27 protein-coding genes are annotated in these 26,623 nt (G+C 69.8%); 13 read left to right on the top strand and 14 right to left on the bottom strand.

The window, feature by feature from the left end:
- Positions 1 to 20: 20 nt before the first annotated feature.
- The gene (locus tag EOW66_RS09845) at positions 21 to 425 is read right to left on the bottom strand and encodes an OsmC family protein (RefSeq protein ID WP_128156205.1); all 405 of its coding nucleotides are present in this window, start codon (positions 423 to 425) and stop codon (positions 21 to 23) included.
- Positions 426 to 571: 146 nt separating this feature from the next.
- The gene (locus EOW66_RS09840) at positions 572 to 1,612 is read right to left on the bottom strand and encodes a cytochrome-c peroxidase (RefSeq protein WP_128156204.1); all 1,041 of its coding nucleotides are present in this window, start codon (positions 1,610 to 1,612) and stop codon (positions 572 to 574) included.
- Positions 1,613 to 1,919: 307 nt separating this feature from the next.
- Between EOW66_RS09840 and EOW66_RS09835 the strand changes: the two genes are divergently transcribed.
- The 3 genes from EOW66_RS09835 to EOW66_RS09825 are packed head-to-tail and all read left to right on the top strand — an operon-like array spanning position 1,920 to position 4,263.
- Positions 1,920 to 2,234 carry a PepSY domain-containing protein gene (locus tag EOW66_RS09835; RefSeq protein WP_128156203.1) on the top strand — a complete coding sequence of 105 codons (315 nt, stop codon included), beginning with the start codon at positions 1,920 to 1,922 and terminating at the stop codon, positions 2,232 to 2,234.
- Positions 2,234 to 2,905, top strand: a complete 672-nt coding sequence (locus EOW66_RS09830) for a response regulator transcription factor (protein ID WP_128156202.1) — start codon at positions 2,234 to 2,236, stop codon at positions 2,903 to 2,905. Before EOW66_RS09835 ends, EOW66_RS09830 begins: the two co-directional genes overlap by 1 nt.
- The gene (locus EOW66_RS09825) at positions 2,902 to 4,263 is read left to right on the top strand and encodes a sensor histidine kinase (RefSeq protein WP_128156201.1); all 1,362 of its coding nucleotides are present in this window, start codon (positions 2,902 to 2,904) and stop codon (positions 4,261 to 4,263) included. Before EOW66_RS09830 ends, EOW66_RS09825 begins: the two co-directional genes overlap by 4 nt.
- Positions 4,264 to 4,421: 158 nt before the next feature.
- Here the strand turns inward: EOW66_RS09825 and speB are convergent, their stop codons facing one another.
- Genes speB through EOW66_RS09790 form a run of 7 tightly spaced genes read right to left on the bottom strand, consistent with a single transcriptional unit; the run spans position 4,422 to position 10,342 of the window.
- On the bottom strand, positions 4,422 to 5,396 hold the full coding sequence (speB, locus tag EOW66_RS09820; RefSeq protein WP_128156200.1) for an agmatinase: 975 nt from the start codon (positions 5,394 to 5,396) through the stop codon (positions 4,422 to 4,424).
- A gap of 11 nt (positions 5,397 to 5,407) precedes the next feature.
- Positions 5,408 to 6,178: a creatininase gene (locus EOW66_RS09815; RefSeq protein WP_128156199.1), complete on the bottom strand. Its 771-nt coding sequence runs from the start codon at positions 6,176 to 6,178 to the stop codon at positions 5,408 to 5,410.
- A gap of 11 nt (positions 6,179 to 6,189) precedes the next feature.
- Positions 6,190 to 6,897 (bottom strand): SDR family NAD(P)-dependent oxidoreductase, encoded by a 708-nt coding sequence (locus EOW66_RS09810; protein ID WP_128156198.1) that lies wholly within the window; start codon positions 6,895 to 6,897, stop codon positions 6,190 to 6,192.
- A complete protein-coding gene (locus EOW66_RS09805) occupies positions 6,891 to 7,649 on the bottom strand; it encodes an SDR family NAD(P)-dependent oxidoreductase (protein WP_128156197.1) in 759 nt (252 codons plus the stop codon). The genes EOW66_RS09810 and EOW66_RS09805 overlap by 7 nt, the downstream gene beginning before the upstream one ends.
- Positions 7,646 to 8,425, bottom strand: a complete 780-nt coding sequence (locus EOW66_RS09800; RefSeq protein WP_239017552.1) for an ABC transporter ATP-binding protein — start codon at positions 8,423 to 8,425, stop codon at positions 7,646 to 7,648. Before EOW66_RS09800 ends, EOW66_RS09805 begins: the two co-directional genes overlap by 4 nt.
- Positions 8,425 to 9,240 (bottom strand): ABC transporter permease, encoded by an 816-nt coding sequence (locus EOW66_RS09795; RefSeq protein ID WP_128156196.1) that lies wholly within the window; start codon positions 9,238 to 9,240, stop codon positions 8,425 to 8,427. Before EOW66_RS09795 ends, EOW66_RS09800 begins: the two co-directional genes overlap by 1 nt.
- Before the next feature lie 49 nt (positions 9,241 to 9,289).
- Positions 9,290 to 10,342 (bottom strand): ABC transporter substrate-binding protein, encoded by a 1,053-nt coding sequence (locus tag EOW66_RS09790; protein WP_128156195.1) that lies wholly within the window; start codon positions 10,340 to 10,342, stop codon positions 9,290 to 9,292.
- Positions 10,343 to 10,514: 172 nt separating this feature from the next.
- Between EOW66_RS09790 and EOW66_RS09785 the strand changes: the two genes are divergently transcribed.
- Positions 10,515 to 11,150, top strand: a complete 636-nt coding sequence (locus tag EOW66_RS09785) for a TetR/AcrR family transcriptional regulator (RefSeq protein ID WP_128156194.1) — start codon at positions 10,515 to 10,517, stop codon at positions 11,148 to 11,150.
- 3 nt (positions 11,151 to 11,153) lie between these two features.
- Here the strand turns inward: EOW66_RS09785 and EOW66_RS09780 are convergent, their stop codons facing one another.
- Together EOW66_RS09780 and EOW66_RS09775 are read right to left on the bottom strand one after the other, a co-directional pair.
- Positions 11,154 to 12,134, bottom strand: a complete 981-nt coding sequence (locus tag EOW66_RS09780) for an MBL fold metallo-hydrolase (RefSeq protein ID WP_128156193.1) — start codon at positions 12,132 to 12,134, stop codon at positions 11,154 to 11,156.
- A gap of 83 nt (positions 12,135 to 12,217) precedes the next feature.
- Entirely contained in the window at positions 12,218 to 13,120 is a 903-nt protein-coding gene (locus tag EOW66_RS09775; RefSeq protein ID WP_128156192.1) for a LysR family transcriptional regulator, read from the bottom strand.
- 136 nt (positions 13,121 to 13,256) lie between these two features.
- Between EOW66_RS09775 and EOW66_RS09770 the strand changes: the two genes are divergently transcribed.
- The 7 genes from EOW66_RS09770 (at position 13,257) to EOW66_RS09740 (ending at position 21,034) form a co-directional block, all read left to right on the top strand.
- Positions 13,257 to 14,765 (top strand): ABC transporter substrate-binding protein, encoded by a 1,509-nt coding sequence (locus EOW66_RS09770; RefSeq protein WP_128156191.1) that lies wholly within the window; start codon positions 13,257 to 13,259, stop codon positions 14,763 to 14,765.
- 83 nt (positions 14,766 to 14,848) lie between these two features.
- Entirely contained in the window at positions 14,849 to 15,784 is a 936-nt protein-coding gene (locus tag EOW66_RS09765; RefSeq protein ID WP_128156190.1) for an ABC transporter permease, read from the top strand.
- 4 nt (positions 15,785 to 15,788) lie between these two features.
- A complete protein-coding gene (locus tag EOW66_RS09760) occupies positions 15,789 to 16,610 on the top strand; it encodes an ABC transporter permease (protein ID WP_206363685.1) in 822 nt (273 codons plus the stop codon).
- A 3-nt stretch (positions 16,611 to 16,613) separates the two neighbouring features.
- Entirely contained in the window at positions 16,614 to 17,609 is a 996-nt protein-coding gene (locus EOW66_RS09755; RefSeq protein ID WP_128156189.1) for an ABC transporter ATP-binding protein, read from the top strand.
- A complete protein-coding gene (locus EOW66_RS09750; RefSeq protein WP_113900992.1) occupies positions 17,596 to 18,549 on the top strand; it encodes an ABC transporter ATP-binding protein in 954 nt (317 codons plus the stop codon). The genes EOW66_RS09755 and EOW66_RS09750 overlap by 14 nt, the downstream gene beginning before the upstream one ends.
- A 26-nt stretch (positions 18,550 to 18,575) precedes the next feature.
- Positions 18,576 to 19,496 carry a serine hydrolase gene (locus EOW66_RS09745; protein WP_128156188.1) on the top strand — a complete coding sequence of 307 codons (921 nt, stop codon included), beginning with the start codon at positions 18,576 to 18,578 and terminating at the stop codon, positions 19,494 to 19,496.
- A 332-nt stretch (positions 19,497 to 19,828) separates the two neighbouring features.
- Positions 19,829 to 21,034: an NAD(P)/FAD-dependent oxidoreductase gene (locus EOW66_RS09740; RefSeq protein ID WP_128156187.1), complete on the top strand. Its 1,206-nt coding sequence runs from the start codon at positions 19,829 to 19,831 to the stop codon at positions 21,032 to 21,034.
- A gap of 31 nt (positions 21,035 to 21,065) precedes the next feature.
- On the opposite strand, the gene EOW66_RS09735 is transcribed toward EOW66_RS09740, so the two are convergent.
- Positions 21,066 to 21,953, bottom strand: coding sequence for a LysR family transcriptional regulator (locus tag EOW66_RS09735; RefSeq protein ID WP_206363684.1), 888 nt, complete (start codon positions 21,951 to 21,953; stop codon positions 21,066 to 21,068).
- A gap of 90 nt (positions 21,954 to 22,043) precedes the next feature.
- Between EOW66_RS09735 and EOW66_RS09730 the strand changes: the two genes are divergently transcribed.
- A complete protein-coding gene (locus tag EOW66_RS09730; protein ID WP_128156186.1) occupies positions 22,044 to 22,583 on the top strand; it encodes a GNAT family N-acetyltransferase in 540 nt (179 codons plus the stop codon).
- Positions 22,584 to 22,585: 2 nt separating this feature from the next.
- Complete coding sequence (locus EOW66_RS09725) at positions 22,586 to 23,749, top strand: MFS transporter (RefSeq protein ID WP_128156185.1); 1,164 nt, start codon at positions 22,586 to 22,588, stop codon at positions 23,747 to 23,749.
- 36 nt (positions 23,750 to 23,785) lie between these two features.
- Here EOW66_RS09725 and EOW66_RS09720 read toward each other — a convergent pair whose 3' ends face one another.
- Entirely contained in the window at positions 23,786 to 24,784 is a 999-nt protein-coding gene (locus EOW66_RS09720; protein WP_128156184.1) for a 2-dehydropantoate 2-reductase, read from the bottom strand.
- Positions 24,781 to 26,424, bottom strand: coding sequence for an FAD-binding dehydrogenase (locus EOW66_RS09715; protein ID WP_128156183.1), 1,644 nt, complete (start codon positions 26,422 to 26,424; stop codon positions 24,781 to 24,783). Before EOW66_RS09715 ends, EOW66_RS09720 begins: the two co-directional genes overlap by 4 nt.
- Positions 26,425 to 26,623: the final 199 nt, after the last annotated feature.

Below are 26,623 nucleotides of genomic sequence, written 5' to 3'. Positions count from 1 at the left end.
TCCGGTCGGCGTGCCGCGGTCTAGCCCTTCCGCCGCAGATGCCCCTCAAGCGGCACCGCGGCCGAGAGGGTGTTCGAGATCGTGCCGTATTTCAGGATGTTGCGGTGCAGCAGGTCCAGCCGCTGCTCGGTCTCGGCGCTGTCCACCACGATCTCGTAGCGGATTGCCACCAGTTTCGGCGGCGCATCCTGGCGCAGCGCCTCGAGCGTGACCTCGACCCCGTCGATCTGGAACTGCAGCATCGGCGTGACCCGCTCGATCCCCTTCAGCATGCAGGCGGCAAGTGCGGAGAGCAGCAGCTCGACCGGGTTCATCGCATCCTGCCGCCCGGCAAGATCGGTATCCAGAACCACCTCGGCCGCCTTCGCCCGGGCGAGACTGCCATGCGCGTCGATGCGCCGGGCGTGAACGCGATAGTCCATCATCTGTTGATCCAGTTCCGTCAGCGGGGCGGGCGGCGTCGCGGCCGTCGCGGTGACGAAATTCGAGCGGATCCTGCGGCCCGGGTCAAGCGCGAAGACGGTCGTCCCTGCCGGCGTCAGGGCCGGCAGGGCGGTTCGGGGCGTGCGGATCAGGGCATCGGGTGCGGCGTTCCGGCGACGCTGGCCGGAAGCACGGGATACACGATCTGCGGCATGTCGCCGGTCAGGCTGCCGAGGAAGGCCACGATCTGCCCGAGCTGCTGGTCATCAAGCTGTGCGCCGAGCTGCGCGTCGGCCATCACCTTCACCGCCTCCTTGAGGTCCCAGACCGCGCCGGAGTGGAAATAGGGCGCCGTCAGGGCGATGTTGCGCAGCGTCGGCACCTTGTAGGCGTATTTGTCGGCCTCGTCCTTGGTGACGGCATAGCGCCCCATGTCCTCGGGCGGCCGGACCGACGGGGCGGGCTGGGCGACGACGCCGAACACCTGATAGCTGTTGCCGCCGATGTTCATGCCGTTGTGGCAGCTGCTGCAGCCGGCCGACATGAAGAGCGACAACCCCTGCTTCTGCTCCTCGGTCATCGCCGCATCGTCGCCCTGCAGCCAGCGGTCGAAGGGCGCGTTCGGGGTGATCAGCGTGTCCTCGAAGGCGGCAATCGCTGCGGTCGCATTCTCGAAGGTGACCGGGTCGGTTGTCTCGGGGAAGGCGGTGGCGAAGATCGGCGTATAGCCGGGGATCGCCTTCAGCATCTCGACGACATGGTTCGGGTTCGAGGCCATCTCGACCGGGTTCTGCATCGGCCCGCCCGCCTGTTCGATCAGGTTCGCGGCCCGCCCGTCCCAGAACTGGGCGAAGTTGTAGGTCGAGTTCAGCACCGTCGGCGAGTTGCGCCCGCCTTTCTGCCAGCGATGCCCGAGCGAGACACTGGACAGGTCGACGCCGCCGGTCGAGAGGTTGTGGCAGGTGTTACAGCTGATGTTATGCGCCTCGGACAGACGGGGTTCGAAGAACAGCATCTTGCCAAGCTCGGCCTGGGCCGGGGCGGGCGCCGGATCGGGGGCCTGCGGGATCGGCTCGAAGACGCCCTGGGCATCGCTGCGCAGCGCGGCGTCGTCGATGGCAGGATTGGCCGCGACGGCGACACCGGCTTGCGCGCCGATCAGGGTCAGGGCTGCGAGTACTGGTTTCATGGCAGATACCTCATGGCAAGAATGGCCGACCGTTGCCGGACGACCCCGGGGGGGCGGGAAGGGTGCGACCGACGACGGCGGCAAAGCGGCCCGGGCGGGGAAATCCCGGATCTCGAAAGCAAGTCGGGTCTCTGGCCGCCGCGGGGAAACGTGATCGCACCGATCTTCGTGCCAGATCTAGCAACCTCGCGCTGACAGAAGCCTGACAGCACACGCCAGACGTGTTGCGGCAACATCGGGGCGGGGTTGCACCCGGCGCAAGCCGTCCGTCAGGATCACGTCAGGTTGTGCGGTCTATAGCTCGACGATGAGACCGCCGCTCCTTCTCCTGTCGATGCTTCTGGGGGCCGTCGCCGGCCTGCCCGCCGCGGCGGATCCCGAGCATGACCACAACCGCGCCCAGAGGGCATTGGAGCGTGGCGAGATCCGCCCGCTGCATGCGCTTCTGGCGCCGGTCGAACAGAGGTTCGGGGCCCGGTTGCTCGAGGTCGAGCTGCGGCAAGAGCGCGGCCGGCTGGTCTACGGGATCAAGCTGATCACGCCCGACGGCCGGATCTTCGAGGTCGGGGTCGATGCCGCCACGGGGGGGATGCTGCCGTCCGATCCGGGAGGCGGGCACTGATGCGGGTGCTGGCCGTCGAGGATGATCCGAGGATCGCGGCCGATCTCGGCGCCGCACTGGGCGCTGCCGGGCTGCGGGTCGAGTTCTGCACCGACGGCGACACCGCGTGGTTTCTCGGCGATACCGAGGAGTACGACCTCGTGGTGCTGGATCTCGGCCTGCCGCGGCTCGACGGGCTGACGGTGCTGAAGCGCTGGCGCGCCAACGGCCGGGAGATGCCGGTGCTGGTGCTGACCGCGCGCGGCACCTGGACCGAGCGGGTCGAGGGGATCGACGCCGGCGCGGACGATTATCTGCCGAAGCCGTTCCGCATGGAGGAGCTGGTGGCGCGCGCGCGGGCGCTGATCCGGCGCTCGGCCGGCCGCGGCAGCGCCGTGCTGCGCGCCGGCAGTCTGGCGCTCGATACCAACCGGATGTCGGTGATGCGGCAGAACCGGCCGGTGCAGACGACGGCGCTGGAATACCGGCTGCTGGTCTATCTGCTGCTCAACCGCGACCGGGTGGTGCCGCCGACCGAGCTGCTCGACCATCTTTACGGCGACAATGAACTGCGCGAGGTCAATGCGCTCGAGGCGGTGGTCGCCCGGTTGCGGCGCAAGCTGGGGCCAGGGGTGATCGGCACCCGGCGCGGCTTTGGCTATTTCCTCGAAACAGCGGGGGATGCGCTGTGAGGCGGCTTTCGCTGCGGGTGCGGCTGGCCTGTGCCGGGGCGGTCACGGTGGCGGTGGCGATCACGCTCTCGTCTCTTGGGCTGGCCGCGCTCTTCGATGCGCATGTGAAGCGCCGCGCCCTGGTCGAGCTGTCGGTGCAGCTTGACCAAGTGCTGGCCGGTGTCGAACGCGCCCCCTCGGGCGCGCTGGAACAGACCGCCACCCCCGCCGATCCGCGGTTCCAGCGCCCCTATGGCGGGCTTTACTGGCAGATCGCGGCCGAGGGCGGGATGCTGCGCTCGCGCTCGCTGTGGGATTACGAGATTCCGCTGCCGCGCGACGAGCTGCGGGACGGGGCGGAACATGTGCACGAATTGTCGGGGCCGGCGGGGCAGCCGTTGCTGGCGATCGAGCGCAGCGTCGTGCTGCCGCGCCGGCTCGGCGGGGCGGGGATGCGGGCCACCGTGGCGATGGACCGGACCGAGCTCGCCGCAGCGCGCAACGGCTTCATCTCCGACCTCGCGCCCTATTCGGTGGTGCTGACCGTGGCGCTGATCCTCGCCGGATGGGTGCAGATCGCCGTCGGCCTGCGTCCGCTCCGGGTGATCCGGCAGCGCGTGGCCGACGTGCGCTCGGGGCGGGCGCGGCGGCTCGGGGCCGATTTCCCGGTCGAGGTGCTGCCGCTGGTGCGCGAGGTCGACGCGCTGCTTGCGGCGCGGGGCGAGGAGGTGGCACGGGCCCGCACCCGCGCCGGCGATCTGGCGCATGGGCTGAAGACGCCGCTGCAGGCGCTTCTGGGCGAGGCGGGCCGGCTGCGGGCCGAGGGCCGGGCCGGCGTCGCGGCTGACATCGAGGCGATTGCCGGGGCGATGCGCCGCCATGTCGACCGCGAGCTGGCGCGCACCCGCGTCGCCATGCGCGGGCACGAGGCGCGCGCCGAGATCGCCCCCGCCCTTGCCGGCGTGCTGCGGGTCGTGCGGCGCACCGGGGCGGGGGCGGGGCGCGATTGGCAGCTCGAGGTGCCGGCCGGGCTGGCGGTTGCCGCCGATCCCGATGACCTGACCGAGGCCCTTGGCGCGCTGATCGAGAATGCGGCGCGCCATGCCCGCCGGAGGGTCCGGATCACCGCGGTTGCCGCCGAGGGCGCGGTCACGATCTCGGTTTGCGATGATGGCCCGGGCATTCCCGCCGACCGGATCGGGGCGCTGATGGCGCGTGGGGCCCGTGCCGACACGCAAGGTCAGGGCAGCGGGCTCGGGCTCGCCATCGCCCGCGACATCGCCGAGGCGCTGGAGGGCGAGCTGACGCTGCATCCGGCGACGCCGGGGCTCGAGGCGCGGCTGCGGCTGCCCGGGGTGTGCGGCCCGCCGCGCCAATGAGGTCCGGCGAAAGCGCGCGCGCGTTTTCGGCAAACCAGCCGTCGAACCAGCGCGGTGCCCCCGGTCCGTGCCCGCCGCGGGAGGCGGCCCGGCATCCGCAGCGGGCTTTGCGTGCCCGGGCGGGGGGCGAAGCCGCTCGCCCGGGCCGCCGCGGTTTTTCAGCCGTTGCGGCGCTGATCGACCTGCGTCGCCATCACGCACATCAGCTCGAACATCACCGTCGCGCCGGCGAGCGCGGTCATGCCGCCGACGTCGAAGGGCGGCGCCACCTCGACCACATCGGCGCCGGCGATGTTGACCGGGCCAAGCAGGCGCAGCATCTGCTGCGCCTCGCGGGTGGTGAAGCCGCCAATTTCGGGCGTGCCGGTGCCGGGCGCCATCGACGGGTCGATCGAGTCGATGTCGAAGGTGATGTAGGTGGGCTCCTGCCCGACGATCTCGAGCGCCTCGGCGATCACCGCCGCGGGGCCGCGGGCCACGAATTCTTCCATGTAGATGATGCGGATGCCCTGCGCCTTCGCCCAGTCATGCTCGCCCGGCTCATAGACCGAGCCACGGATGCCGATCTGCACCACGCGCTTCGGGTCGAGCACGCCTTCCTCGATCGCGCGGCGGAAGGGGGTGCCGTGGGTGAAGCGGTTGCCGCCGAAATAGGTGTCGTTGGTGTCGGAATGCGCATCGAAATGGAGCATGCCCAGCGGCTTGCCGCCACCCCGCGGGCCGCGCGCGACGGCGCGCAGCGAGGGCAGGGTGGTCAGGTGATCGCCTCCGACGGCAAGCGGCAGCGCGCCGGTCGCGACGATCGCCGCCATGCCGGCCTCGATCCGTGCGATGCCGTCCATCACGTCGATCGGGTTCACCGACAGATCGCCGACATCGGCGATATTGGCGATCTCGAAAGGCGCCACGCCCGAGGCATGGTGCGCGCTGCGCATCAGGCTCGACATGTTGCGCACCTCGCGGGGCCCGTGGCGGGCGCCGGCGCGGTTCGTCGTGCCGCCATCCCACGGAATGCCGACGAGCGCGATGTCGAGCCCCGCGGCCGTGGCCACGGCGGGCAGGCGCATGAAGGTCGAAAGCCCGGCAAAGCGCGGCACTTCGGCGGCGTCGATGGGCTGGTGGAACTTGGTCATTTTCAGCGTCCTCAGTTGAATTCGCGGGCGACGGCGGCCACGATGCCCGCCGTGCAATCGGCCAGCAGCCATTCGCCCTTTTCCGCCGAAGACCCTTCGGTCAGCGACAGCACGCCCGAGGGCGGCACCTCGGCGCAGGGCTTGGGGTAGCGGTCATAGGGCAGGAAGGCGGCGGGGCCGTCATGGGCGGCCTTCGTCAGATCGACAAGCTCGGGGCGCAGCGCCATCATCATCGAGGTCTCGATCACCGAGGCATGCTCGAGTTCGATCCCCGGATAGCCGTCGGGGAAGATCCGCTCGAGCGTCGCGCCCTGCACCATGTCCCAGTGATCGACGCGCAGGATCACGAGGCCATCGCTGCGGTCGCGCCCGATCGCGTCGAGGGCAAGCTCGATCCCCTCGATCGTCGGGCCGATATTCTCGTAATGCCCGTTCACGGTGACGATCTTGCGTACCTTCTGGCGGAAGAGATCGCAAATCACGTCACGCAGGATCAGTGCGAAGGTCTGTGCGCTCAGGTTGATCGTGCCCGGAAAGCCCGGTCCGCCGCCGGTTTTCGGCTGCGAGCGATTGCCATAGGCGAGCGTCGGCAGCACCAGCCCGCCGACCGCGGCCGCCGCGCGCGCGGCAATCGCGGTGGGCAGCACCACATCCACGTTCAGCGCCATGTGCCGGCCATGCTGCTCGGTCGCGCCGAGCGGCAGGAACACCGGCGCCCCGGCGGCGATCCGGGCCTCGACCTCGGGCCAGGGCAGTTCGGCATAGAAAACGGTTTCGGTCATCGTCTGGTCCATCACATCATCACCGCGCCGCCATTGGCGCCAAGGCATTGTCCGATAAAGAGCGTGGCGCCGGGGCCGGCGAGGAAGACGACGGCGGCCGCGACTTCCTCGGGGCGGCCGATGCGGCCGATCGGGTAGGCGGTTTCCTCGGCCTGCGCCCGGGCGTCGAGCCTCTCGAAGCCCAGCAGCGGCGTGTCGGTCGGCCCGGGGGCGACGGCGTTCACCAGCACCCGCGGCGCAAGTTCGCGCGCCCAGGAGCGGGTCGCGCCCAGCATCGCCGCCTTGGTCGCGGCATAGACCGAGGCATTGGCGCGGCCGAGATAGGCGAGTTCCGAGACGGTGTTGATGATCCGCCCGCCGTCCGGCAGATGCGGCAGCACCTCACGCGCGACCAGCATCGCGCCGCGCACGTTCACTGCGAACATCCGGTCGATATGGGCGGCGCTCAGCGCACCAAGCGGCGCTTCCTCGAGGATGCCGGCGTTGTTCACCAGAATGTCGATCCCGCCCATCCGCGCCGCCGCGCCGGCGACCGCGGCGACGATCTGCGCCTCGTCGGCAAGATCGCAGGCCAGGATCTGGAATGGGGCCTCGGCGGCGCGCAGATCAAGGCCGGTGACCTCGGCGCCCGCCTCCTGCAATGCCAGCGCCGTCGCGCGGCCGATGCCGCTCGCCGCGCCGGTGACAAGGGCACGCTTGCCCGCAAGCGGTTTCACCATGGGACTTCTCCTCGGTCGACGCCCAGCGACTGGCCGGTGATGTTCGCGGCAAGGTCGGAGGCCAGAAACAGATAGGTGGGGGCCATGTCGGGCGGCTCCATCAGCCCCGGCAGGGCCTGCCCGGCGACGATCTCGGTGAGCAGATCCTCCTCGGCGCGGCCCGCCCCGGCGGCGATCCGGCCGAGCGAGCGCATCGAGGCCTCGGTCCGCACCCAGCCCGGGCAGACCGCGTTCACCCGGATGCCGCGGGGGCCCAGCTCGCGCGCCCAGGTCTTCGTCAACCCGATGATCGCGTGTTTCGAGGCGACATAGGCGCCGAAACCGGGCTCGGCGACGCGGCCCCAGATCGAGGCGGTGTTGACGATCGCGCCCCCCGTGCCCATCCGGCCGAGCGCCGTGGCGGTGACCAGTGCGGTGCCGGTGACGTTGATGTCGATCACCCGGCGGAAAGCGTCGGTCGTTGCGTCATCCGCCCCGGTGATCGGCGTCATCAGCTCAAGGCCTGCGTTGTTGATCAGCACGTCGATGCGGGCAAGCGGGGCGAGGGCGCGGAGCACCTCGGATTTCACCGAGATATCCGCCTCGGCCGCGGTCGCGCCGAGATCCGCGGCGCGGGCATGCACCGCGGCGTCATTCGCGATCAGGTGCAGCGTCGCGCCGGCGCGGGCGAAGCCTTCGGCCACGCCCAGCCCGATGCCCCGGCTCGATCCGGTGATGACGACCGTGCGGCCGGAAAAGTCGATGCCGGTCATTTGTGCCCCTCCTCGCGCATCATGCGCATGATCTTGCGCTCCATCTCGGCGTAGCCCGGCAGCGAGATCACATCTTCCTTGTTGCGCAGCCGGCCGGGCTTGAAATCGGGAAGGATCTCCTCCTTCAGCCGGCCCGGGTGGCTCGACAGGAAGACGATCTTGTCGGCAAGGAAGATCGCCTCCTCGATGTCGTGGGTGACGATGATCATCGTGGTGCCCGAAGCCTCGGCCACCTCGATCATCAGCTCCTGCATCTGCCAGCGGGTCTCGGCATCGAGCGCGCCGAAGGGCTCGTCCATCAAGAGCACCTCGGGGGCGTTCGCCAGCGTGCGGGCGATTGCCACGCGCTGCCGCATGCCCCCCGAAAGCCGCGAGGGATAGGCGTCGATGAATTTCGACAGCCCGACGAGGCCGATGAAGCGTTCGGCCCGCGCGCGCCGCTCGGCCGCGGGCACGCCATTGATCTTCATGCCAAATTCGACATTCTTGCCGACCGACATCCAGTCGAACGAGCTGTAGGCCTGAAACACCATGCCGCGCTCGCGCCCGGGCCCGTCGATCGGGGTGTCGTTGAGCAGCACGGCGCCCGAGGTCTGGGTTTCAAGCCCCGCGATCATCCGCAAAAGCGTGGACTTGCCACTGCCCGAGGGGCCGAGCAGCACGCAGATCGAGCCCTTCTCGACGGCGAAGGAGACATCGTCGACCGCGGTGAGCGCCTGCCCGCCGGGAAGATCGAAGGTCTTGGAAACGTTCTGGATCTTGAGCAGGGCGGACATCAGCGCTTGTCCTCCAGATAGGGGAAGAGGCGGCGGTGCAGAAGGGCGAAGGCCATGTCGCAGGCCATGCCGAGCGCGCCGATCACGATGATGCCGGCGAGGATCTCGTCGGTCTTGAGAAACCGGCGCGCGCGCATCATCATCGCGCCGATGCCGGTGGTGGAGGCGACGATCTCGGCGATCACCAGATAGGTCCAGACGACGGCGAGCATCTGCCGCATCGCGACGAGGATATTGGGCAGCACCGCGGGCAGCATCACCTGAAACACGGTGACCCGGCGATTGGCGCCCAGCGTCAGCGCGGTCTCGATCAGCTCCTTGCGGACCTCGCGGGTGTGATCGGCGATCAGGGTGACGAGGAAGAAGATCACGCCCAGGAAAAGGAGCGCGAGCTTCGGCGTCTCGCCGGTGCCGAACCACATCAGCAGGATCGGGATGAAGGAGGGCGCCGGCAGGTAGCGCCAGGCCGAGACGAAGGGCGCAAGCACCGCGTCGATCGCCGGGAAGGCGCCCATCGCGACGCCGAGCGGCACCGCGACGAGGCTGGCGAGTGCGAAGGCGATCAGCACCCGCCCGATGGAGATCAGCACATCGGCGCCGAAGCCCTGCTCGGCGAAGAGCCGGATGATGGTGGCAAAGACCTTGCCGGGCGGCGGCACCAGGATCGGGTTCACCCAGCCAAGCCCCGAGGCGAGGATCCAGATCCCGAAGAACAGGGCCCAGATGCCGAGGGCGGAGATCAGCGCCTGCCGCCCCGAAACCGGGACGCGGATTTGCAGCAGCCGGGGCCTGCGCCCCCTGGAAGCGGTCGACATGGGGTCCTCCGTTGCTCCCCGCGGCCGGAACCGCGGGGCGATATCGGGATCAGTTTGCGCCGAAGGACTGACGATAGCCCTGCGCCACAAGATCGCCCATCAGCGAGCAGTCGATGCCCTTGGCGGGGTCGATCTTGCCCTTCATCAGGCCAAGCTTGACCCACCAGTCGTTGGTCAGCGCGACCGAACCGGGCATCGAGCCATTGGGCAGCCCGAAGGGCGGATCGCCGGCGAGCACGCCGCAGGTACGGGCGGATTCGTCGAAGTCGAAGACATAGATGCCGCCGTCGAGGCTCTTGCCGTTGGTGCCGATCACCGCGTTGATGTCCTCGACCGGCCATTGCAGATAATCGGCCATCAGCGCATTCACCTCCCCGACATGGTCATGCCAGTAGCCGCGGGCGTCCCATTCGGCCTTGAGCACTGCAAGCGCCGCATCGCGCTTCTTCGCGATGAAATCCTTGTTCATGTAGAGCGAGTCCATGAAGATGCCGGTCTTCAGCATGTCGGGGTCGGTGGTGTTGACCACCGATTTCGCGCCGGGCGCGGCCTCGAGCACCTTCGAGATCCAGGGCTCGTACATATAGGCGGCGGCCAGATCGCCCGAGAGCATCGGCCCCACCGCCTCGTCGGCATTGAGGTTCACCCAGGTCACGTCGCCGGGCGCGATCCCCTGCCGGTCAAGCCAGAGCCCCATCAGGAGTTGCCCGATATAGGCCTGCGGCGCGGCGACCTTCTTGCCCTTCAGCGCGCCGGGCTCCACGCCCGCGGCGAGGATCACGTGATCGACGCCATAGGAGGGGTTCAGATAGGCGACGTTGACCTCGTTCAGCCCGGCCTCGACCGCGACCGGCACGTAATCGGCGGTGCAGCCGTAGACGTCGATCTGCCCCGCGGCAAGCGCCGCATGGCCGCCGAGCGGGTCCTCGAAATTGGTGATGTTGAGGTCGTAATCGGGCAGCAGGTTCTTCTGCTTGGCCACGTCGAGCATGGCATAGCCGGGCCAGGACACGCACATGCCGACGTTGATGGTGTCCTTGGCCGAGGCGGTTCCGGCACTCAAGGCGGCAATGGCAGCAAAGGCGATGGTCAGCGTCTTCATGATGGGGCTCCCTGACGGTCGTCGTTTTTCTTGGTGATGTCGCGAGTGGTGGTCGTGTGAGTGGTGGTGGTCTTGAGAAAATTCATACGGAGCAAAATTCTTTAGTCAATAAAAAATTTGAGACCGTAAATTGTTGATTGCAATTCCCGCCCCGAGACGAAATGATGCCGCCATGACGGAACAACAGCCCACCAGCCTGCGCGAGCGGCAGAAGGAAGACCGCAAGGCGCGCATCATCGCCGCCGCCAAGAGCCTGTTTCTCGAGGCCGGTCTCGAAAAGATCACCATGGAGGCGATCGCCGAGATCGCCGGCGTCTCCAGTGTCACCGTGCACAATTACTATGGCACGAAATCGGGGGTTCTGCTGGCGCTCGTGGCGGAAAGCGACCGCGAGCTGCTGGCAACGCTCGAGCGCGGCCTGCGCGGCCGCACGGCGACCCTTGCGGAGCTGGTCCTCGGCTTTTTCGAGATCGTCTGCCGCCACACCCAGACCCATCTCGACAAGGCGATCTGGCGGCAGGTGATCGCGGCCTCGGTCTCGGGCACCGAGCCGCGCTTCGGCAAGCTCTATCACGAGCTCGACAACCGCCTTGCCTCGGTGCTGATCCGCGAGATCGAGCGGATGGTCGGGGCGGGGCTGCTGCCGGAAACGGTCGATCCGGCGCATCTGGGCTGGGCGCTGTTCAACCTGCAAAACGCCCGCTTCATCGAGTTCATCGCAGCCGAGGGCAGCAGTTGCGAGGCCGGACTTCAGCACCTGCGCAACGACCTGAGCGCGCTGATGCCGGGCGGGTTTCCGGGGCGCTGAGGCTCAGCTTTCGGTAAAGACCTCGCCCGGGCGGAAGGCGCGGAAACGCTCGGGCGCGATGCCGGCGGTGGCAAGGGCCGCGGCCAGAAGCTCGGCCGGTTCCTCGCGCGGCTCGTCGGTCAGCTGGAACGTGCCCCAGTGAAAGCCAAGCGCCGCGCGCGCGCCGATGTCGCGAAAGACCTGCACCGCCTCGTCGGGCGCGATGTGTTGCGCGGCCATGAACCAGCGCGGCGCATAGGCGCCGATCGGGATCAGCGCGAGGTCGGGGGCGCCGTGCCGGGCGCGGATGGCGCGGAAAAGGGCGCCGTCGCCATAGCCGGTGTCGCCCGCGAACCACAGCCGCGCCGCGGGGCTGTCGATCCAGAAGCCGCACCACAGGGCCCGCCGCCGGTCGCCCAGCCCGCGCGCCGACCAGTGGTTCGCCGGCGTCAGCGTTGCGCTGACCCCGGCGGCGAGGGGCACCTCCTCGTGCCAGTCGGCGGTGATGATCCGCGCCCCCTGCACCGCGCGCCGCACCGTCGCATCGGTGCCGAGCGGCATCACCATCAGCGGCCGGTGCCGCGCCTGCAGCCGGCGCAGCGTGGCGATGTCGAGGTGGTCATAGTGGTTGTGGCTGAGCAGCACCGCGTCGATCGGCGGCAGGTCGTCGAAGGCGATCCCCGGTGCGGTGACGCGGCGTGGCCCGATCAGCCGCGAGGGGCTCGCGCGTTCGGACCAGACCGGATCGGTGAGCAGGTTCACCCCGGCCAGCTGGATCAGCATCGTCGCATGGCCGACCATGGTGACGCGCGCGGGGCCCGAGCGGGCGGGCGGCACGGCGGGCGTCACCGCAACCTGTTTCGGCCAGGGCGCGCGGGCGCCCTCGCGCTGCCAGCGCAGGATCTCGCGCAGGCTGCGGTCGGGCGAGGGCTGGCCCGGCGCGTAGAAGCGCGTGCCGTCGAAATGGTCGCTGACGGGGCCGGCATAGGGGCGGGAGCGGAGCATGGTGATCGTCCTCCGGGCGGGCTGCCCCTTGCAGATGGGCCGGGCGGGCGGTGTTGTCCAGTGCCGCGGCCCGCGGCGGGCCGTCAGCCCCCGGCCCGTGCCTTGCGCCCGGCGGCGCTGCCGGCATGTGTCAGATGCGACAGGAAATCCCGCACCGGCGCGCTCAGCGGTTCGTTGCGGCGATGGAAGGCAAGGATCGTCACCGGCGGCATGTCGACGATGCGCCGTGCGGTCAGCCCCTGCATCGCATATTCATGCGCCGTCATCGCATCGACGATGCCGACGCCGCCGCAGGCACGCACCATGTCGCAGACATTGGCGCAATAGGGCACGATGCAGGCCGGGTCATAGCTCAGCCCCTGCGCCTCGAAGGCGGCGCGGATCGTCGCGCCCATCGGCGACCAGTCGGCGTTGTAGCACACCAGCGGATATTTCTGCATCGCGGCGCAGAAGAGCTCGGATCGCTGGGCAAGCGGGTGATCGTCGCGCAGCACCGCGACGAGCGTGCTGGTGCCGATCTCGTGCGACTGGAATTCGGCCTTGGGCGGAAAGGCCATCTGCAAGCCGATGTCTGCCACCCCCTCGCGCAGGTCCTCCTCGGGCGAGTTCACTCTCAGGATCAGCCGCTTGCGCCAGTTCTGATAGCCCGCGCGAATCAGGATCGGGCCGAGGAATCCCTCGACCAGCGCCGGCGTCGCCGAGATCGCCACCGGCCGTGCCGCGGCGTTGCGCAGCGCCGGCAGCCGGGCACGGACCTGCGCATAGGTGCTGAAAATTGGGGCGGAAAGGGCAAAGAGCTCGTTCGCCTCGCGCGTCGCCTCGAGCCGGTTGCCGGTGCGGTGGAACAGCGAAATCCCGAGATTCGCCTCGAGCCGCTTCAGTTGCGCACTGACGCTCGGCTGCGAAATGCCAAGGAGTTTCGCCGTTTCCGTTGTCGTCCCGACCCGCATCAGGGTGCCGAACAGTTCCATCTCGCGCAGGTTCATTATCAGCATCCTGATAGTTGGGCCAATATTTATCATTATTCACCGATCTGCCGCTTGTCTAACATTGCCTCAGAACAAGCGACCGACCGCGTGCGGAACGGCGCATCGCACCAACAGGCGAGGAAGGACCAAGCCGATGAAGACGAGACTGAATTTCCGGGCCCTGCTGCTGGCATCGACGCTGTCGCTGGCGGCGCTGTCGGCCGAGGCGGAGACGCTGCGCGTGGCGATGGGCTACGATCCGGTCAGCCTTGACCCGATCGCGACGAGCGACAACGGCTCGATCTGGACGCAGCTGCTGATCTACGACACCCTGGTGCGCCCCGATGCGACCGGCACCAAGCTGGAACCGGGGCTGGCCGAAAGCTGGACCGTGTCCGACGACGGGCTGACCATCCGCTTCAAGCTGCGCGACGCGAAGTTCTCCGACGGCACGCCGGTGACCGCCGAGGATGTTCAGTTCTCGATCGAGCGTGCGGCCTCGGAGGAATCGGGCTGGGGCCGGTTCTATCGCCCGATCACGCGGTTCGAGATCCCGAACCCGCGGGAGATCGTGATGCATCTGAGCGAGCCCTTCACCCCGGCCTTCAACAACCTCGCGCTGTTCGCCGCCGCGATCCTGCCGAAGGCCGCGCTCGAGGCGAAGGGCGCCGCCTTCTTCGATGCGCCGGTGGGCTCGGGCCCCTTCGTGCTGAAGAAATGGACGCGCGGCGCCTCGCTCGAACTGGTGAAGAACCCCTATTACTGGCAGGCCGGCAAGCCCGCCGTCGACGAGGCGGTGCTCGAGGTGGTGACCGAGCCTTCGGCGCGGGTGATCAAGCTCGAGGCGGGCGAGGTCGATGTGGCGCTTGACCCGCCGCTGAACCAGCTTGCCGCACTGAAGGCGGAACCGGGGATCACCACGGGCTCCGTCACCCCCTACCGCGCCGATTTCGTGCAGCTCAACACCCGCTATGCGCCGCTTGGCAACGAGAAGGTGCGTCAGGCGCTGAACTATGCCATCGACAAGACCGCGCTGATCAAGGGCGTGCTCTATGGCGAGGGCACGCCTGCGGCCTCGGCGATGCCGGTGATGGCCTATGCCGATCCGGCGCTGACGCCCTATCCCTACGACCCGGCAAAGGCGAAGGCGCTTTTGGCCGAGGCGGGCTATCCCGAGGGCTTCGAGGCCGAGATGCTGGTCGATTCCGGCATCGCGACGCAGCGCAACACCGCGATCGCGCTGCAGGCGATGCTCGCCCAGGTTGGCGTCAAGGTGAAGATCCAGATGCTCGAGAGCGGCACCCAGTGGGAGACGACGAAGGCGGGCGGCTATCAGATGTCGCTCAGCTACACGACCTCGGACACGATCGACCCGGACCAGATCATCGGCTTCGTCGCGGTCAATCCCGAGCGCGCCAACGCCTATCACACCGAGTGGAAGAACGAGCGCCTGAACGCGCTTTATGCGCAGGAGCGCAAGACCGTGAACGGGCCCGAGCGCGGCGCCATGTTCCGCGAGATGATCCAGATCCTGCATGACGGGGCGCCCTTCCTCTTCCTCTATCACCCGGCGACGGTCTGGGCCGAGAAGGACTACGTGAAGGGCTTCTCGGTGCTGCCGACCTCGAACTTCCGGCTCGAGGACGTGACGATCGCGAAATGATCCCCTGCCGGCGCGGCCTGTGTCGCGCCGGTCCTGGCCCGCCTCCGACCGGGGGCGGGCATTTTCCAGCCAGCGGACGGACGATGTTCCAGGTCATTCTCAAACGGCTCGTGATGCTGATCCCGGTGTTGATCGGCATCACGCTGCTCGGCTTCCTGCTGTTGCAGGTGATGCCGGGCGATCCGGCCTCGCGCGCCATGGGCACCCGGGCGAGCCCCGAGGAGCTTGCCGCGATGCGCAAGCTCTGGGGCCTCGATCAGCCGCTCTGGGTGCAATACCTCTATTTCCTGCGCGACTGCCTGACCGGCAGCTTCGGCGTGTCGATCTTCCACAAGATGCCGGTGATCGGGCTGGTGGCCGAGCGGCTGCCCTATACCCTCGCGATCGTCGCCTATTCGACGCTGATCGCGCTGGCCGTGGCGCTGCCCTTCGCCATTCTCGCGGCGCTCAGACGCGGCACGGTGGTCGACGGCGCGATCCGGCACGTCTTCGTCGCGCTGATCGCGATGCCGCCGTTCTGGCTGTGCTATGTGCTGATCTTGTGGCTCGCGCTCGGGCTTGGCTGGTTCCCGACCGGCGGTGTCGGGCAGGGGGTGGGGGAAAACCTCTACCGGCTGTTCCTGCCCTCGCTCGTCGTCGGGCTGTCGACCGCGGCGCTGATCCAGCAAAGCCTGCGCGCCGCGCTGATCGACACGCTGAAGGCCGATTACGTCGATACCGCCCGCGCCAAGGGGCTGAGCGGAGCGCAGGTGTTCACCCGCCACGTGCTGCCCAACAGCCTGATCTCGACGATCTCGATCATCGGGGTGCGGGTCAGCTGGATCATCGGCGGCACCGTGGTGGTCGAGAAGATCTTCTCGGTGCCCGGTCTCGGCAGCCTGCTGATCGACGCGATCGTGTCGCGCGACCTGCCGGTGATCCGCGGCCTCACCGTGTTCTTCGCGATCATGGTGGTGATCGTGAACCTCGTCACCGACATCTGTTACGCGCTGGCCGATCCGCGCGTGCGACTGGAGTAGGCCCTTGCGCATCCTGACCCATCTTCTGCGCAGCCCGGCGGGCGCGGCCGGCCTCGCGATGCTGGCGCTGACGCTTGCGACGACGGCGCTGACGCCCTGGTTCTCGCCCTGGGATCCCTATGCGCTCGATTTCGGCGCGGCGATGCAGGCGCCGTCCGCAAGCCACTGGTTCGGCACCGACAATTTCGGTCGCGACATCTTCACCCGGGTCCTTGCCGGGGCGGTGTTCGACCTGCGCATCGCGGTCGTCTGCGTCTTCGTGCCGATGCTGGCAGGCACCATGGTCGGCCTTGTCGCGGGCTTCTTCGGCGGCTGGGTCGATGCTGCGCTGATGCGGCTGACCGATGTCGTCTGGGCCTTTCCGTTCTACGTGCTGGTGCTGGCCATCGTCGGCGTGCTCGGGGCGAGCGAGGCGAACCTCTACATCGCCTTCTTCGTGGTGAACTGGATCGGCTATGCCCGCATCGTGCGCGGCGAGACCATCCTCATCGCCCGGCTCGAATACATCGAGGCGACGCGGGTGCTGCGCTTCGGCAAGCTGCGGGTGCTCTTGCGCCATGTCCTGCCGAATGCGGTCACCCCGGCGCTGGTCTACGCGATGTCGGACGTGGTGCTGACGGTGCAGGCGGTGGCGGCGCTGTCCTTCTTCGGCCTCGGGGTCCAGCCGCCGGCGCCGGAATGGGGCATCCTGATCGTCGAGAGCATCGACTACATGCGCGAGGCGCCCTGGATGACCGTGTTTCCGGGCTTCGCCATCGTCTGGATCGGCATCGCCTTCTCGCTTGTGGGCGAGGGGCTGTCGGTCGCGCTGAAGCCGAAGGGATAAGCCATGAGCCTTCTCAGCATCCGCAACCTCAGGACCGAGTTCAGCGGCCCGGCGGGGATCGTGCGCGCGGTCGACGGGGTCAGCCTCGACGTCGCCCCGGGCGAGATCTTCGGCATCGTCGGCGAGTCGGGCTGCGGCAAGTCGGCCACCTGCCGGTCCATCCTGCGCCTGTTCGGCGGCGCGCCGGCGCGCGTCGCGGGCGGGCAGATCCTGCTCGACGGGGTGGGCGACCTTGCCGCCATGCCCGAGCGCGCGCTGGCACAGGTGCGCGGCCGCGAGGTCGCCTTCATCTTCCAGGATCCGCTCACCGCGCTGAACCCGACGATGCGGATCGGCCGGCAGATCGCCGAGGTGATCTTGCGCCACCGCAAGGTCAGCCGGGCCGAGGCGCGGGAGGCGGCGCTCGGGCTGCTGCGCGACGTGCATGTGACCTCGCCCGAACGCCGCCTTGACGCCTATCCGCACGAGCTCTCGGGCGGGCTGCGTCAGCGCGTGGTGATCGCGATGGCACTGGCGCTGCGGCCGCGGCTGATTATCGCCGACGAGCCGACGACCGCGCTCGACGTCACGGTGCAGGACCAGATCCTGCGGCTGCTGCGCGAGCGGCGCGACAGCACCGGCACCGCGATCATCCTGATCACCCACGATCTGGGCGTGGTGTCGCAGGTCTGCGACCGGATGGCGGTGATGTATGCCGGCCGCATCGTCGAGACCGGCGCGGTGCGCGAGGTGCTTGACCACCCGTCCCATCCCTACACCCGCGCCCTGCTGGCGGCGCTGCCCGGACAGGCAAGCCGCGGCCGGGATCTGGTGCCGATCGAGGGCAGCCCGCCCGGCCTGATCGCGCCCCCGCCCGGCTGTCGCTTTGCGCCGCGCTGCCGCCTCGCCCGCGAGGATTGTGGCAGCGGAGCCGCGCCCGGGCTGCTGCCGCGGCCGGGCACCGCCCCGGGCCATCTCGATGCCTGCATCCTGTCGGAGGTGCCCGATGTCGCTTCTTGAGTTCCGTGGCGTGGCACGCCGTTTCCCGGTGCGGCATGGGCTGCTTGACAGGCTGGCCCGCCGCGACAGGGTCTGGCTGCACGCGGTGCGCGGCGTCGATCTGTCGGTCGCGCGCGGCGAGATCCTCGGCATTGTCGGGGAATCGGGCTGCGGCAAGAGCACGCTTGCGCGCATCGGCGTCGGGCTGCAGCCGGCGAATGCGGGCAGTGTCCGCTTCCACGGTGCGGCCCTCGACGGGCCGGACCCGGCGGGCCGCATCCAGATGGTGTTTCAGGATCCCTATTCCTCGCTCGATCCGCGGATGACGATCGGCGCCCAGCTTGACGAGGTGATCGCACGCTACCGGGCCGGGCTTGGCCGGGCCGGGCGGCGGGCGCTGGTGGCGCAGATGCTCGACGAGGTCGGCCTGCCGCAGGAGGTGGCGGCGAAATTTCCGCATGCGCTCTCGGGCGGGCAGCGGCAGCGCGTCTCGATCGCACGGGCGCTGTGCTCGGGCCCCGAGGTGCTGGTGGCCGACGAGCCGGTCTCGGCGCTGGATGCCTCGGTGCAGGCGCAGATCATCAACCTGCTGCGCCGGCTGAACCGCGACAAGGGGCTGACGATCGTCTTCATCAGCCATGACATGAATGTGGTGCGCTATCTGTGTGACCGGGTGGCGGTGATGTATCTGGGCGAGATCGTCGAGCTTGACGACAGCGCCCGCCTTTTCGCCGCGCCGCGCCATCCCTACACCCGCGCCCTGATCGAGGCAGTGCCCGACCTGCATGCGCCCCACGAGGCCGCCGCCGCGATCCGCGGCGAGATCCCCGATCCCTTCGCCGTCGTCGAGGGCTGCCGCTTTGCGCCGCGTTGCCCGCTGGCCGAGGCCGGCTGTGCCCGCCCCCAGGCCCTGCGCCCGCTGCCGCCCTCGGGCGCGGTGCGCTGCGACAAGGCCTGCTGAGATTTCCCGAACCTGAAAGCAAGACCATGGACTTCAAAACTGATACCGAGTGGACGCAGCGCTGCGAGACCCTGACCGCCGAGCTGATCGAACGGTTCGCCGGGCAGGGGCTGCGGCCCGACAATTTCGGCTTCGTCGCGCTGCGCGAGGGGCCGGCGCCGGCCGGCTTTGCCTATCGCGGCGACTGGCGCTGCTACCCGTGCAGCCTGGTGAAGGCCTTTCACCTCGTCCATGTGCTGAACCGGATCGAGGCCGGGGCGGTGGCCGAACACGACGACCTCGACCGCGCGATGCATGACATGATCGCCTGGTCCTCGAACACCGCGACGAATTACATCATCGACCTCGTCACCGGCACCACCGGCGACACCCGGCTCGAGGGGGCGGAATTCGCGCAGTGGCGGGCGCGGCGCGAGGGGCTGAACCGCTTCTTCCTGGCGCTCGGCTGGTCCGAGTTCGCCGGCTGCAACATCACGCAAAAGCTGATGGACGACACCCGCTATGGCCGCGAGGCGCAATATGCCGGGCCCGAGGGCGATTACCTGAACGCGCTGACCCCGGCCGCGGCGGCGCGGCTGTTTGCCGAGCTGTTCGCGGGCGAGGTGCCGCTGGGGGCGGCGGCTCGCCACCGCGCACAGGACATCTTGCTGCGTGATCGCACCAGCGAGAAGGCCGCCTCGCCGCATTTCCAGGTGTCGGAATATCTGGGCGGCGGGATGCCCGACGAGGCGACGCTGTGGAGCAAGGCCGGGCGCAATTCCTGGACCGGCGATCCGCGCGCGTCCTATTACAAGCACGACCTGATCCGCGTCGCGCTGCCCGGGCAGGCGCCGCTGATCCTGTGCCTGATGACCCAGGGCAAGGAAATCTGCGAGGACCGGCCCGAGGTCTTCCCGCAGATCGGGGCGCTTTTCGCCAGCCGGCTGCTCGAGGCTGCCCCGCTCTGAGCGGTTTTCCGTTCCGCTGACCACGCGGCCGGCCCGGCAGGGCCGGCCGTTTTGCATCGGCGCGCGCCCCTGCGCCGCCGCATCCGAAAAATCATTCCGTTCCGGAATGAGGTCGGGTCCAATCCGAATTGGCGTTTCGCGGTGCCGCGCGGCAGTCTTGGCGCATCGGGCGACGGCGCCCGACCTCGGGCCTCGTCCCGGTTCCCCCGTTCCGGATGTGTTGCCGGTCAGGTCGCGGCCAGCTGTCCGCGGGCCCGGGAGAACTGGTGCGCCGGCCTTGCCCGCGCCCGGCGGTTCCGGGCCCGAACGGATTGTCGAGGACGAGACCGAAGATGCGTGAACAGTATGATGTCGTGATCGTGGGCGGGGCCGTGATGGGCGCCTGCACCGCCTACTGGCTGGCGTCGAACCCGGATTTCGACGGCACGGTGCTGGTGGTCGAGCGTGACCCGAGCTATGCCACCGCCTCGACCGCGCTCTCGGCCTCGGGCATCCGGGTGCAGTTCTCGAACCGCGCCAATGTCGAGATCGGCCTTTTCGGCCATGACTTCATCCGCGACTTCCCCGATCTGATGGAGGTCGAGGGCGACCGGCCCAGCCTTGGCTATCATCCGGGCGGCTACCTCTTCATCGCCAATACCGACGATCAGGTCCGCATCCTGCGCGAGAACCACGCGGTGCAGCGGGCCGCCGGCGCCGAGGTCGAGCTGTGGGATGCCGACCAGCTGAAATGGGCCTTCCCGCATCTGAACACCGGGGACGTTCTGCTGGCCTCCTACGGGCTGAGCGGCGAGGGCTGGTTCGACAACACCGGGATCATGGCGGGGGCCCGGCGCAAGGCGCGCGCGCTCGGCGTCGATTTCGTCGCCGACGAGGTGGTGGCGATTGCGCGTGCGGGCAACCGGGTGACCGGCGTCACGCTGAAATCGGGGGCCACGGTCGGCGCCGGCACGATCGTCAACGCCGCCGGGCCGCGCGGCGGGCGCGTGGCGCGCATGGCCGGGCTCGAGCTGCCGGTCGAGCCGCGCAAGCGCACGCTCTTCGTCTTCGATGCCGCCGGCACGCCCGAGGGCACGGCGCGGGTGAACGATGGCCGGCTGCCGCTGATGGTCGATCCGACCGGGGTCTGGTGTCGGCCCGAGGGGCGTTTCTTCATCGCCGGCGGCGTGCCCGAGACCGACCTGCCGCCCGATTACGACGATTTCGAGCCCGACCACCCGGAATGGGAAGAGCAGATCTGGCCGGCGCTGGCCGAACGCTCGCCGAATTTCGAGGCGCTGAAGCTTGTGCGCTTCTGGGCCGGGCATTACGATTACAATACCTTCGACCAGAATGGCATCGTCGGCCGCCACCCCGAGGTGACGAATTTCATCTTCCAGAACGGGTTTTCCGGGCACGGGCTGCAGCAGGGCCCGGCGGTCGGCCGCGCGGTGATGGAGCTCATCACCTATGGCGGCTATCGCAGCATCGACCTGAGCGACATGCGCTTCGAGCGCATCGCCGAGGGCCGGCCCTTCCTCGAACAGGCGATCGTCTGAGCGGACGCGGCGGGGTGGGGTGGGGCGGCGGTCAGCCGCGCAGCCCCGCCCGAAGCGCCGCGATCACCTCGCGCAGCCCCGCGGTCAGCCGCTTGTCGCGGCGCAGCACCAGCCCGAGGCTGCGGCCGAGCCGCGGCTCGAGCGGCACCGCGCCGAGCCCGCCCGCCTTGCCCGGCCGCACCGAGGCGGCGGGCAGCACCGACCAGCCGAGCCCGGCGCCGACGATCTCCTTGATCGCCTCGACGCTGCCAAGCTCCATCACCGGCTTCGGCTGCAGCCCGGCCGCGGCGAACCAGCCGTCGATCAGCAGCCGGGTGTGGCCCGCGTCCTCGTAAAGCACCAGCGGCCGGGCGGCGAGGGCCGCCGCGGTCATCGGCCCCGCAGGCGCCTCGGCCGCGGGAAAGACTGCGACCAGATCCTCGTCGAAGATCGGCGTGACCTCGAGCGAGCGGCCCGGTGCGGGCAGGGTGACAAGGCCGAGGTCGAGGGCGTTTTCCTCGACCAGACGGCGGATCTCGGGGCTGTTGCCGGTGCGCACGGTGCATTCGAGCCCGGGCATGCGCCGCTTCAGCGCGCCAAGGATCGGCGGCAGCAGATAGATGCAGGCGGTGGCGCCGGTGCCGATCCGCACCCGCCCGGCGCGGCCGGCGCGGAAGGGCTGCACCGCCTCCTGCATCGCCTCGACCTCGTCGCGGATCCGGCCCGCACCGGCGAGCACCACCCGCCCGGCCTCGGTCGGCCGCATGTGCCGGCCGCTGCGCTCGATCAGGCGCAGGCCGAAGAAGGTCTCGAGCGCGCGGATCTGCTGGCTCACCGCGGGCTGCGAGAGCGCTTCCTTCTCGGCCGCGGCCGAGAAGCTGCCAAGCTCGGCCACATCGGCAAGCAGGTCGAGATGGCGCAGGGTCAGGATGTTCTTCAAGGTTTTCCTTATCGGTTGCATAAGAGGCATAGCATTTCCTTTTGCCAGCCGGAATGCCATCGTGCCCGCAACATCCTTGCGGAGCAGAGCATGAGCGGCGCCTTTCCCCTGACCTTGCGGCCTTGCCGGGCCGATGACCTTCCCGCCATCCAGGCGATCTATGCGGAGGCGGTGCGCGCGGGCACTGCAAGCTTCGAGCTTGATCCCCCGGATCTCGCCGAGATGCAGGCGCGCTGGCAGAAGGTGGTCACGGCGGGCTATCCCTATCTCGTCGCGCTGCGGCAGGGCGAGGTTGTCGGCTATGCCTATGCCGGCGCCTACCGGCCGCGCCCGGCCTATCGCGGCACGGTCGAGAATTCGGTCTATGTCGCGCCGCCGGCGCAGGGGCTTGGCGTCGGCCGCGCGCTGATGCAGGCGCTGATTGCCGAGTGCACCGCGGCGGGGTTCCGGCAGATGGTCGCGGTGATCGGCGATAGCGCCAATGCCGCCTCGATCGGGCTGCACCGCGCGATGGGGTTCGAGCCGGTCGGCACGCTGCGCTCGGTCGGCTGGAAGCACGGGCGCTGGCTCGATTCCGTGCTGATGCAGCGCCCGCTTGGTCCGGGTGACGGCGCGCCTTTCGAGGGCTAGCCATGCTGGCGCGCCGCACCGTCGCCGCGATCGGGCTGACCCAGCTGGTGAACTGGGGCCTGTCCTATTACGCGCTCGGCGTCTTCGGCCCGGCGATTGCGGCCGAGCCGGGCTTCGGCCCGGCGCTCACCTATGGCGGCTTCTCGCTGGCGCTTGCGGTGATGGGGCTCAGCTCGGCCGCGCTTGGCCGCGGGCTCGACCGCCATGGCGGGCGGGCGGTGATGAGCGCGGGCTCGCTGCTGCTGGCGCTTGGCTGCGCGATGCTGGCCGTGGCGCCGGGGGCGGGGCTTTATCTCGCCGGCTGGGGCGTTCTCGGGCTCGGCATGCGGATGTGCCTTTACGAGGCGGCCTTTGCCGCGCTCGTTCAGGCGGGCGGCAGCGCCGCGCGGCCGGCGCTGTCGCAGATCACCTTGCTCGGCGGTCTCGCCTCGAGCCTGTTCTGGCCGCTCGGCCACCTGCTCGAGGGCGCGCTTGGCTGGCGCGGGGCGCTGCTGGTCTATGCGGCGATCGCGCTTTCCATGCTGCCGCTCTACCGGCTGTTGCCGGCCGCGGGGCAGGGCGGGGGCGGCACTGCCGCGCCACGCCACGCGATGATCCCGGTCGAGGCCCGCACGGCCGCCCGCCTGTTCGCTGCCATCGTCGCGGCGACGGCCTTTCTCAGTTCGGGCCTTTCGGCGCATCTGATCGCGCTTCTGACCGGGCGGTGGATCGGCACTGAGACCGTCGTCGCCCTTGCCGCGGCACCGGGCATCGCGCAATCGACGGCGCGACTGCTCGAGATCGTGCTCGGTCGCCGGCTCGATCCGCGGGCGCTGGCGCTGGTTGCGGCCGGCATTCTCACCCTCGGCATGGCGGCGGGGCCGGCGATTGCCGGGGCAGGGCCGGGCGCGGCGGTTTTCGTGCTGGGCTATGGCGCGGGCAACGGGCTGTTGACCATCGCGCGCGGCAGTCTGCCGCTCGTGCTGTTCCCGGTTGCCGATTACGCGGTGATTGCCGGGCGGCTGATCGCCCCGTCCTTCTATGCCGCCGCCGCCGCGCCGCTTCTCTATGCCATGCTGATCGCGCGGGCAGGGCCCGCCGCCGCGCTGTGGCTGAGCCTCGCCCTCGCCCTGGTCATCGCCGCCGCCGCCGCGGCGCTGTTCCTGCGCCGTCGCACGGCATTTTGAGCCGGGTCCGGGACAGGGGGGGCGCCGGCGGCTTCCTCAGGGGCGCGCGGCTGCCGCGTTGCGCAGCTCTGCCAGCAGTGCGGCAGCCGCGATCGGGCGGTGTCCGGCACGGATCAGTGCGCACAGCCGCGCATTCACCGGCGCCTGCCGGTCCAGCCGGCCGGCCAGCGCCACCACCTCGCCGTTGATCCAGTCGATCTCGGACGCCCGGCCGGCATCGAGATCGTCGGCCATCGACGAGCGCGCCGTCGGGTCGATGCGCAGCATCGCCCCGGCGAGGCGGCGAAACAGCGGGTCGGGCAGTGCCAGCAGCCGCGGCAGCAATCCGGGCGGCAGCGGCGTCAGCTGCGCCGGGCGCACCCGCCCTTCGGCGCGCAGCAGCGCAAGCGCCTCGGTCTGGGCGAGCGCCAGCGCCCGGCGGTAGTCGCGCTGCGCGAGTTCGGCGCGCAACGGCAGGCCGGACAGCGCGTTGACCGCATTGTTGAGGTTGAGCAAAAGCTTGCCCCAGAGCACCGCCTCCATGTCGGTGCGCAGATCGAGCGGCAGCCCGGCCCGGGCGAAGACCGGGGCGAAGCGCGCGGCGCGGATGTCGGCGGCGATCCGGCCCGAGGTGGCGCGGTGGTGGCGCCCGTCCGGGCCGGTGACGAGGTTGAAGGGCACCATGCCCGCAAGCACCTCGACCCGGGGCAGGGTCCAGGCCAGCCGGGCGGCATTGCGCAGCCCGTTTTGCAGGCTCAGCACCGTGCTGCCCGGCGCCAGCACCGGCGCGAGGGTGCGGGAGGCCTCGCCGGTCGCGGCGGATTTCACCGCCACCAGGATCAGCGTGCAGCCGGCCAGCGCCCGCGGATCATCGCTTGCGACAAAGGCGCGGGTGCGGCTGTCGCGGCCGTCGAGGTCGGTCAGCCACAGCCCGTCGCGGCGCAGCGCCGCCATCCGCGGCGCGCGGCCGACAAGCACCACCTCGGCGCCGGAGGCCGCAAGACAGCCACCGACATAGCCGCCCACCGCCCCCGCGCCGAAGACGCCGATCCTCATGCCGCCCGCCCCGCGGCGCGGCCCGAGAACAGGCAGCCGCCCAGAAACGTGCCCTCGAGCGCGTTATAGCCGTGATAGCCGCCGCCGCCGAACCCCGCCGCCTCGCCGCAGGCGAAAAGGCCCGGGATCGGCTGTCCGTCCGCGCCAAGCGCCTGCCCGGTCAGGTCGGTCTCGATGCCCCCCAGCGTCTTGCGGGTCAGAACGTGCAGCCGCACCGCGATCAGCGGTCCGGCCTTCGGGTCGAGGATCCGGTGCGGCCGCGCCGTGCGCATCAGCCGGTCGCCGAGATAGGCCCGCGCGCCGCGCAGGGCGGTGATCTGCACGTCCTTGGCGAAGGGGTTTGCCAGCTCGCGGTCGCGCGCCTCGATCTGCGCGCGCAGATGATCGGCCGCGATCGGCCGCGCGCCGATCCGGTTCATCCCGGCCACCAGTTCCTCAAGCCCGCGGGCAACGACGAAATCCTCGCCGTGCCGCATGAACGCCTCGAGCGGCGGCGCCGCGGCCCGGCCAAGCCGGCTGCGCAGCAGAAGCGCGATGTCCTTGCCCGTCAGGTCGGGGTTCTGCTCCGACCCCGAGAGCGCGAATTCCTTCTTCGCGATCGCCTGGGTGGTGACGAACCACGAATGCGGCTGGCCGGTGCGGCACAGATGGGCGAGCGTGCCGAGGCTGTCGAAGCCCGGCAGGCAGGGCGCGGGCAGGCGGTTGCCCTCGGCGTCGAACCACAGCGAGGAGGGGCCGGGCAGAATCCGGATGCCGTGGTTCGGCCAGATCGGATCCCAGTTCCGGATGCCCTCGGTGTAATGCCACATCCGGTCGTTGTTGATGACCCGGGCGCCGGCGCGCTCGGCATGGCCGATCATCAGCCCGTCGACATGGGCGGGCACGCCGCAGACCATGCTTTCGGGCGGCGGGCCGAGCCGCTCGACCGGCCAGTTCTGCCGCACCAGGTCGGCGTTGCCGCCGATGCCGCCGCTCGCCACGATCACCGCCTCGGCGGCGATCTCGAAATGGCCGGTGATCTGCCGCGTGCTTTCCATGCCGCGCCCCGCGGCATCTTCGGCAAGGATCTCGCCCTCGACCCCGGTGATGCCCGCGGGGCCGCCGCAAAGCGCGGTGACGCGGTGGCGAAAGCGCAGCCTGAGCCGCCCTTCGGCCTCGGCCGCGCGGACGCGGGCGACGAAGGGGGCCAGCACCCCGGGCCCGGTGCCCCAGGTGACGTGGAAGCGCGGCACCGAATTGCCATGCCCGTCCGCCAGCCCGCCGCCGCGCTCGGCCCAGCCCACGACCGGGAACCAGCGCATCCCGAGCCCATGCAGCCAGGCCCGCATCTCGCCCGCGGCGAAGGCGAGATAGGCCTCGGCCCAGCGGCGCGGCCAGGCATCCTCGGTGCGGTCGAAGCCCGCCGAGCCGAGCCAGTCGGAGAGCGCCAGCTCGGCGCTGTCGCGGATCCGCATCCGGCGCTGCTCGGGTGTGTCGACCATGAACAGCCCGCCGAGCGACCAGAACGCCTGCCCGCCGAGGCTTGCCCGCGGCTCCTGCTCGAGGATCGTCACGCGCCGGCCGCGGTCGAGCAGCTCGCAGGCTGCAACCAGGCCCGCAAGGCCGGCGCCGACGACGATCACCTCGGGTGTCTCCTGCATTGTCTCCTCCCCAGACAAGGCCTCCCGGCCCGATGCTGGGGCAGGACCGGGCGCGGCGTCCATAACGACGCAGCGTCAGCGCCGGGGCTTGCGCGCGAGGTGCATGCGGATATGCTCGCGGCCATGGCACATCGCGCGCAGATAGGGGCCCCCGGGCCCGCCGAGCCGACCCTGCCCCGCGGGGTTCCGGGCGCGCCCG

Source organism: Paenirhodobacter huangdaonensis (assembly GCF_004022465.1).
Lineage (GTDB): Bacteria > Pseudomonadota > Alphaproteobacteria > Rhodobacterales > Rhodobacteraceae > Rhodobacter > Rhodobacter huangdaonensis.
This window is presented reverse-complemented; position numbering and strand designations above follow the sequence as displayed.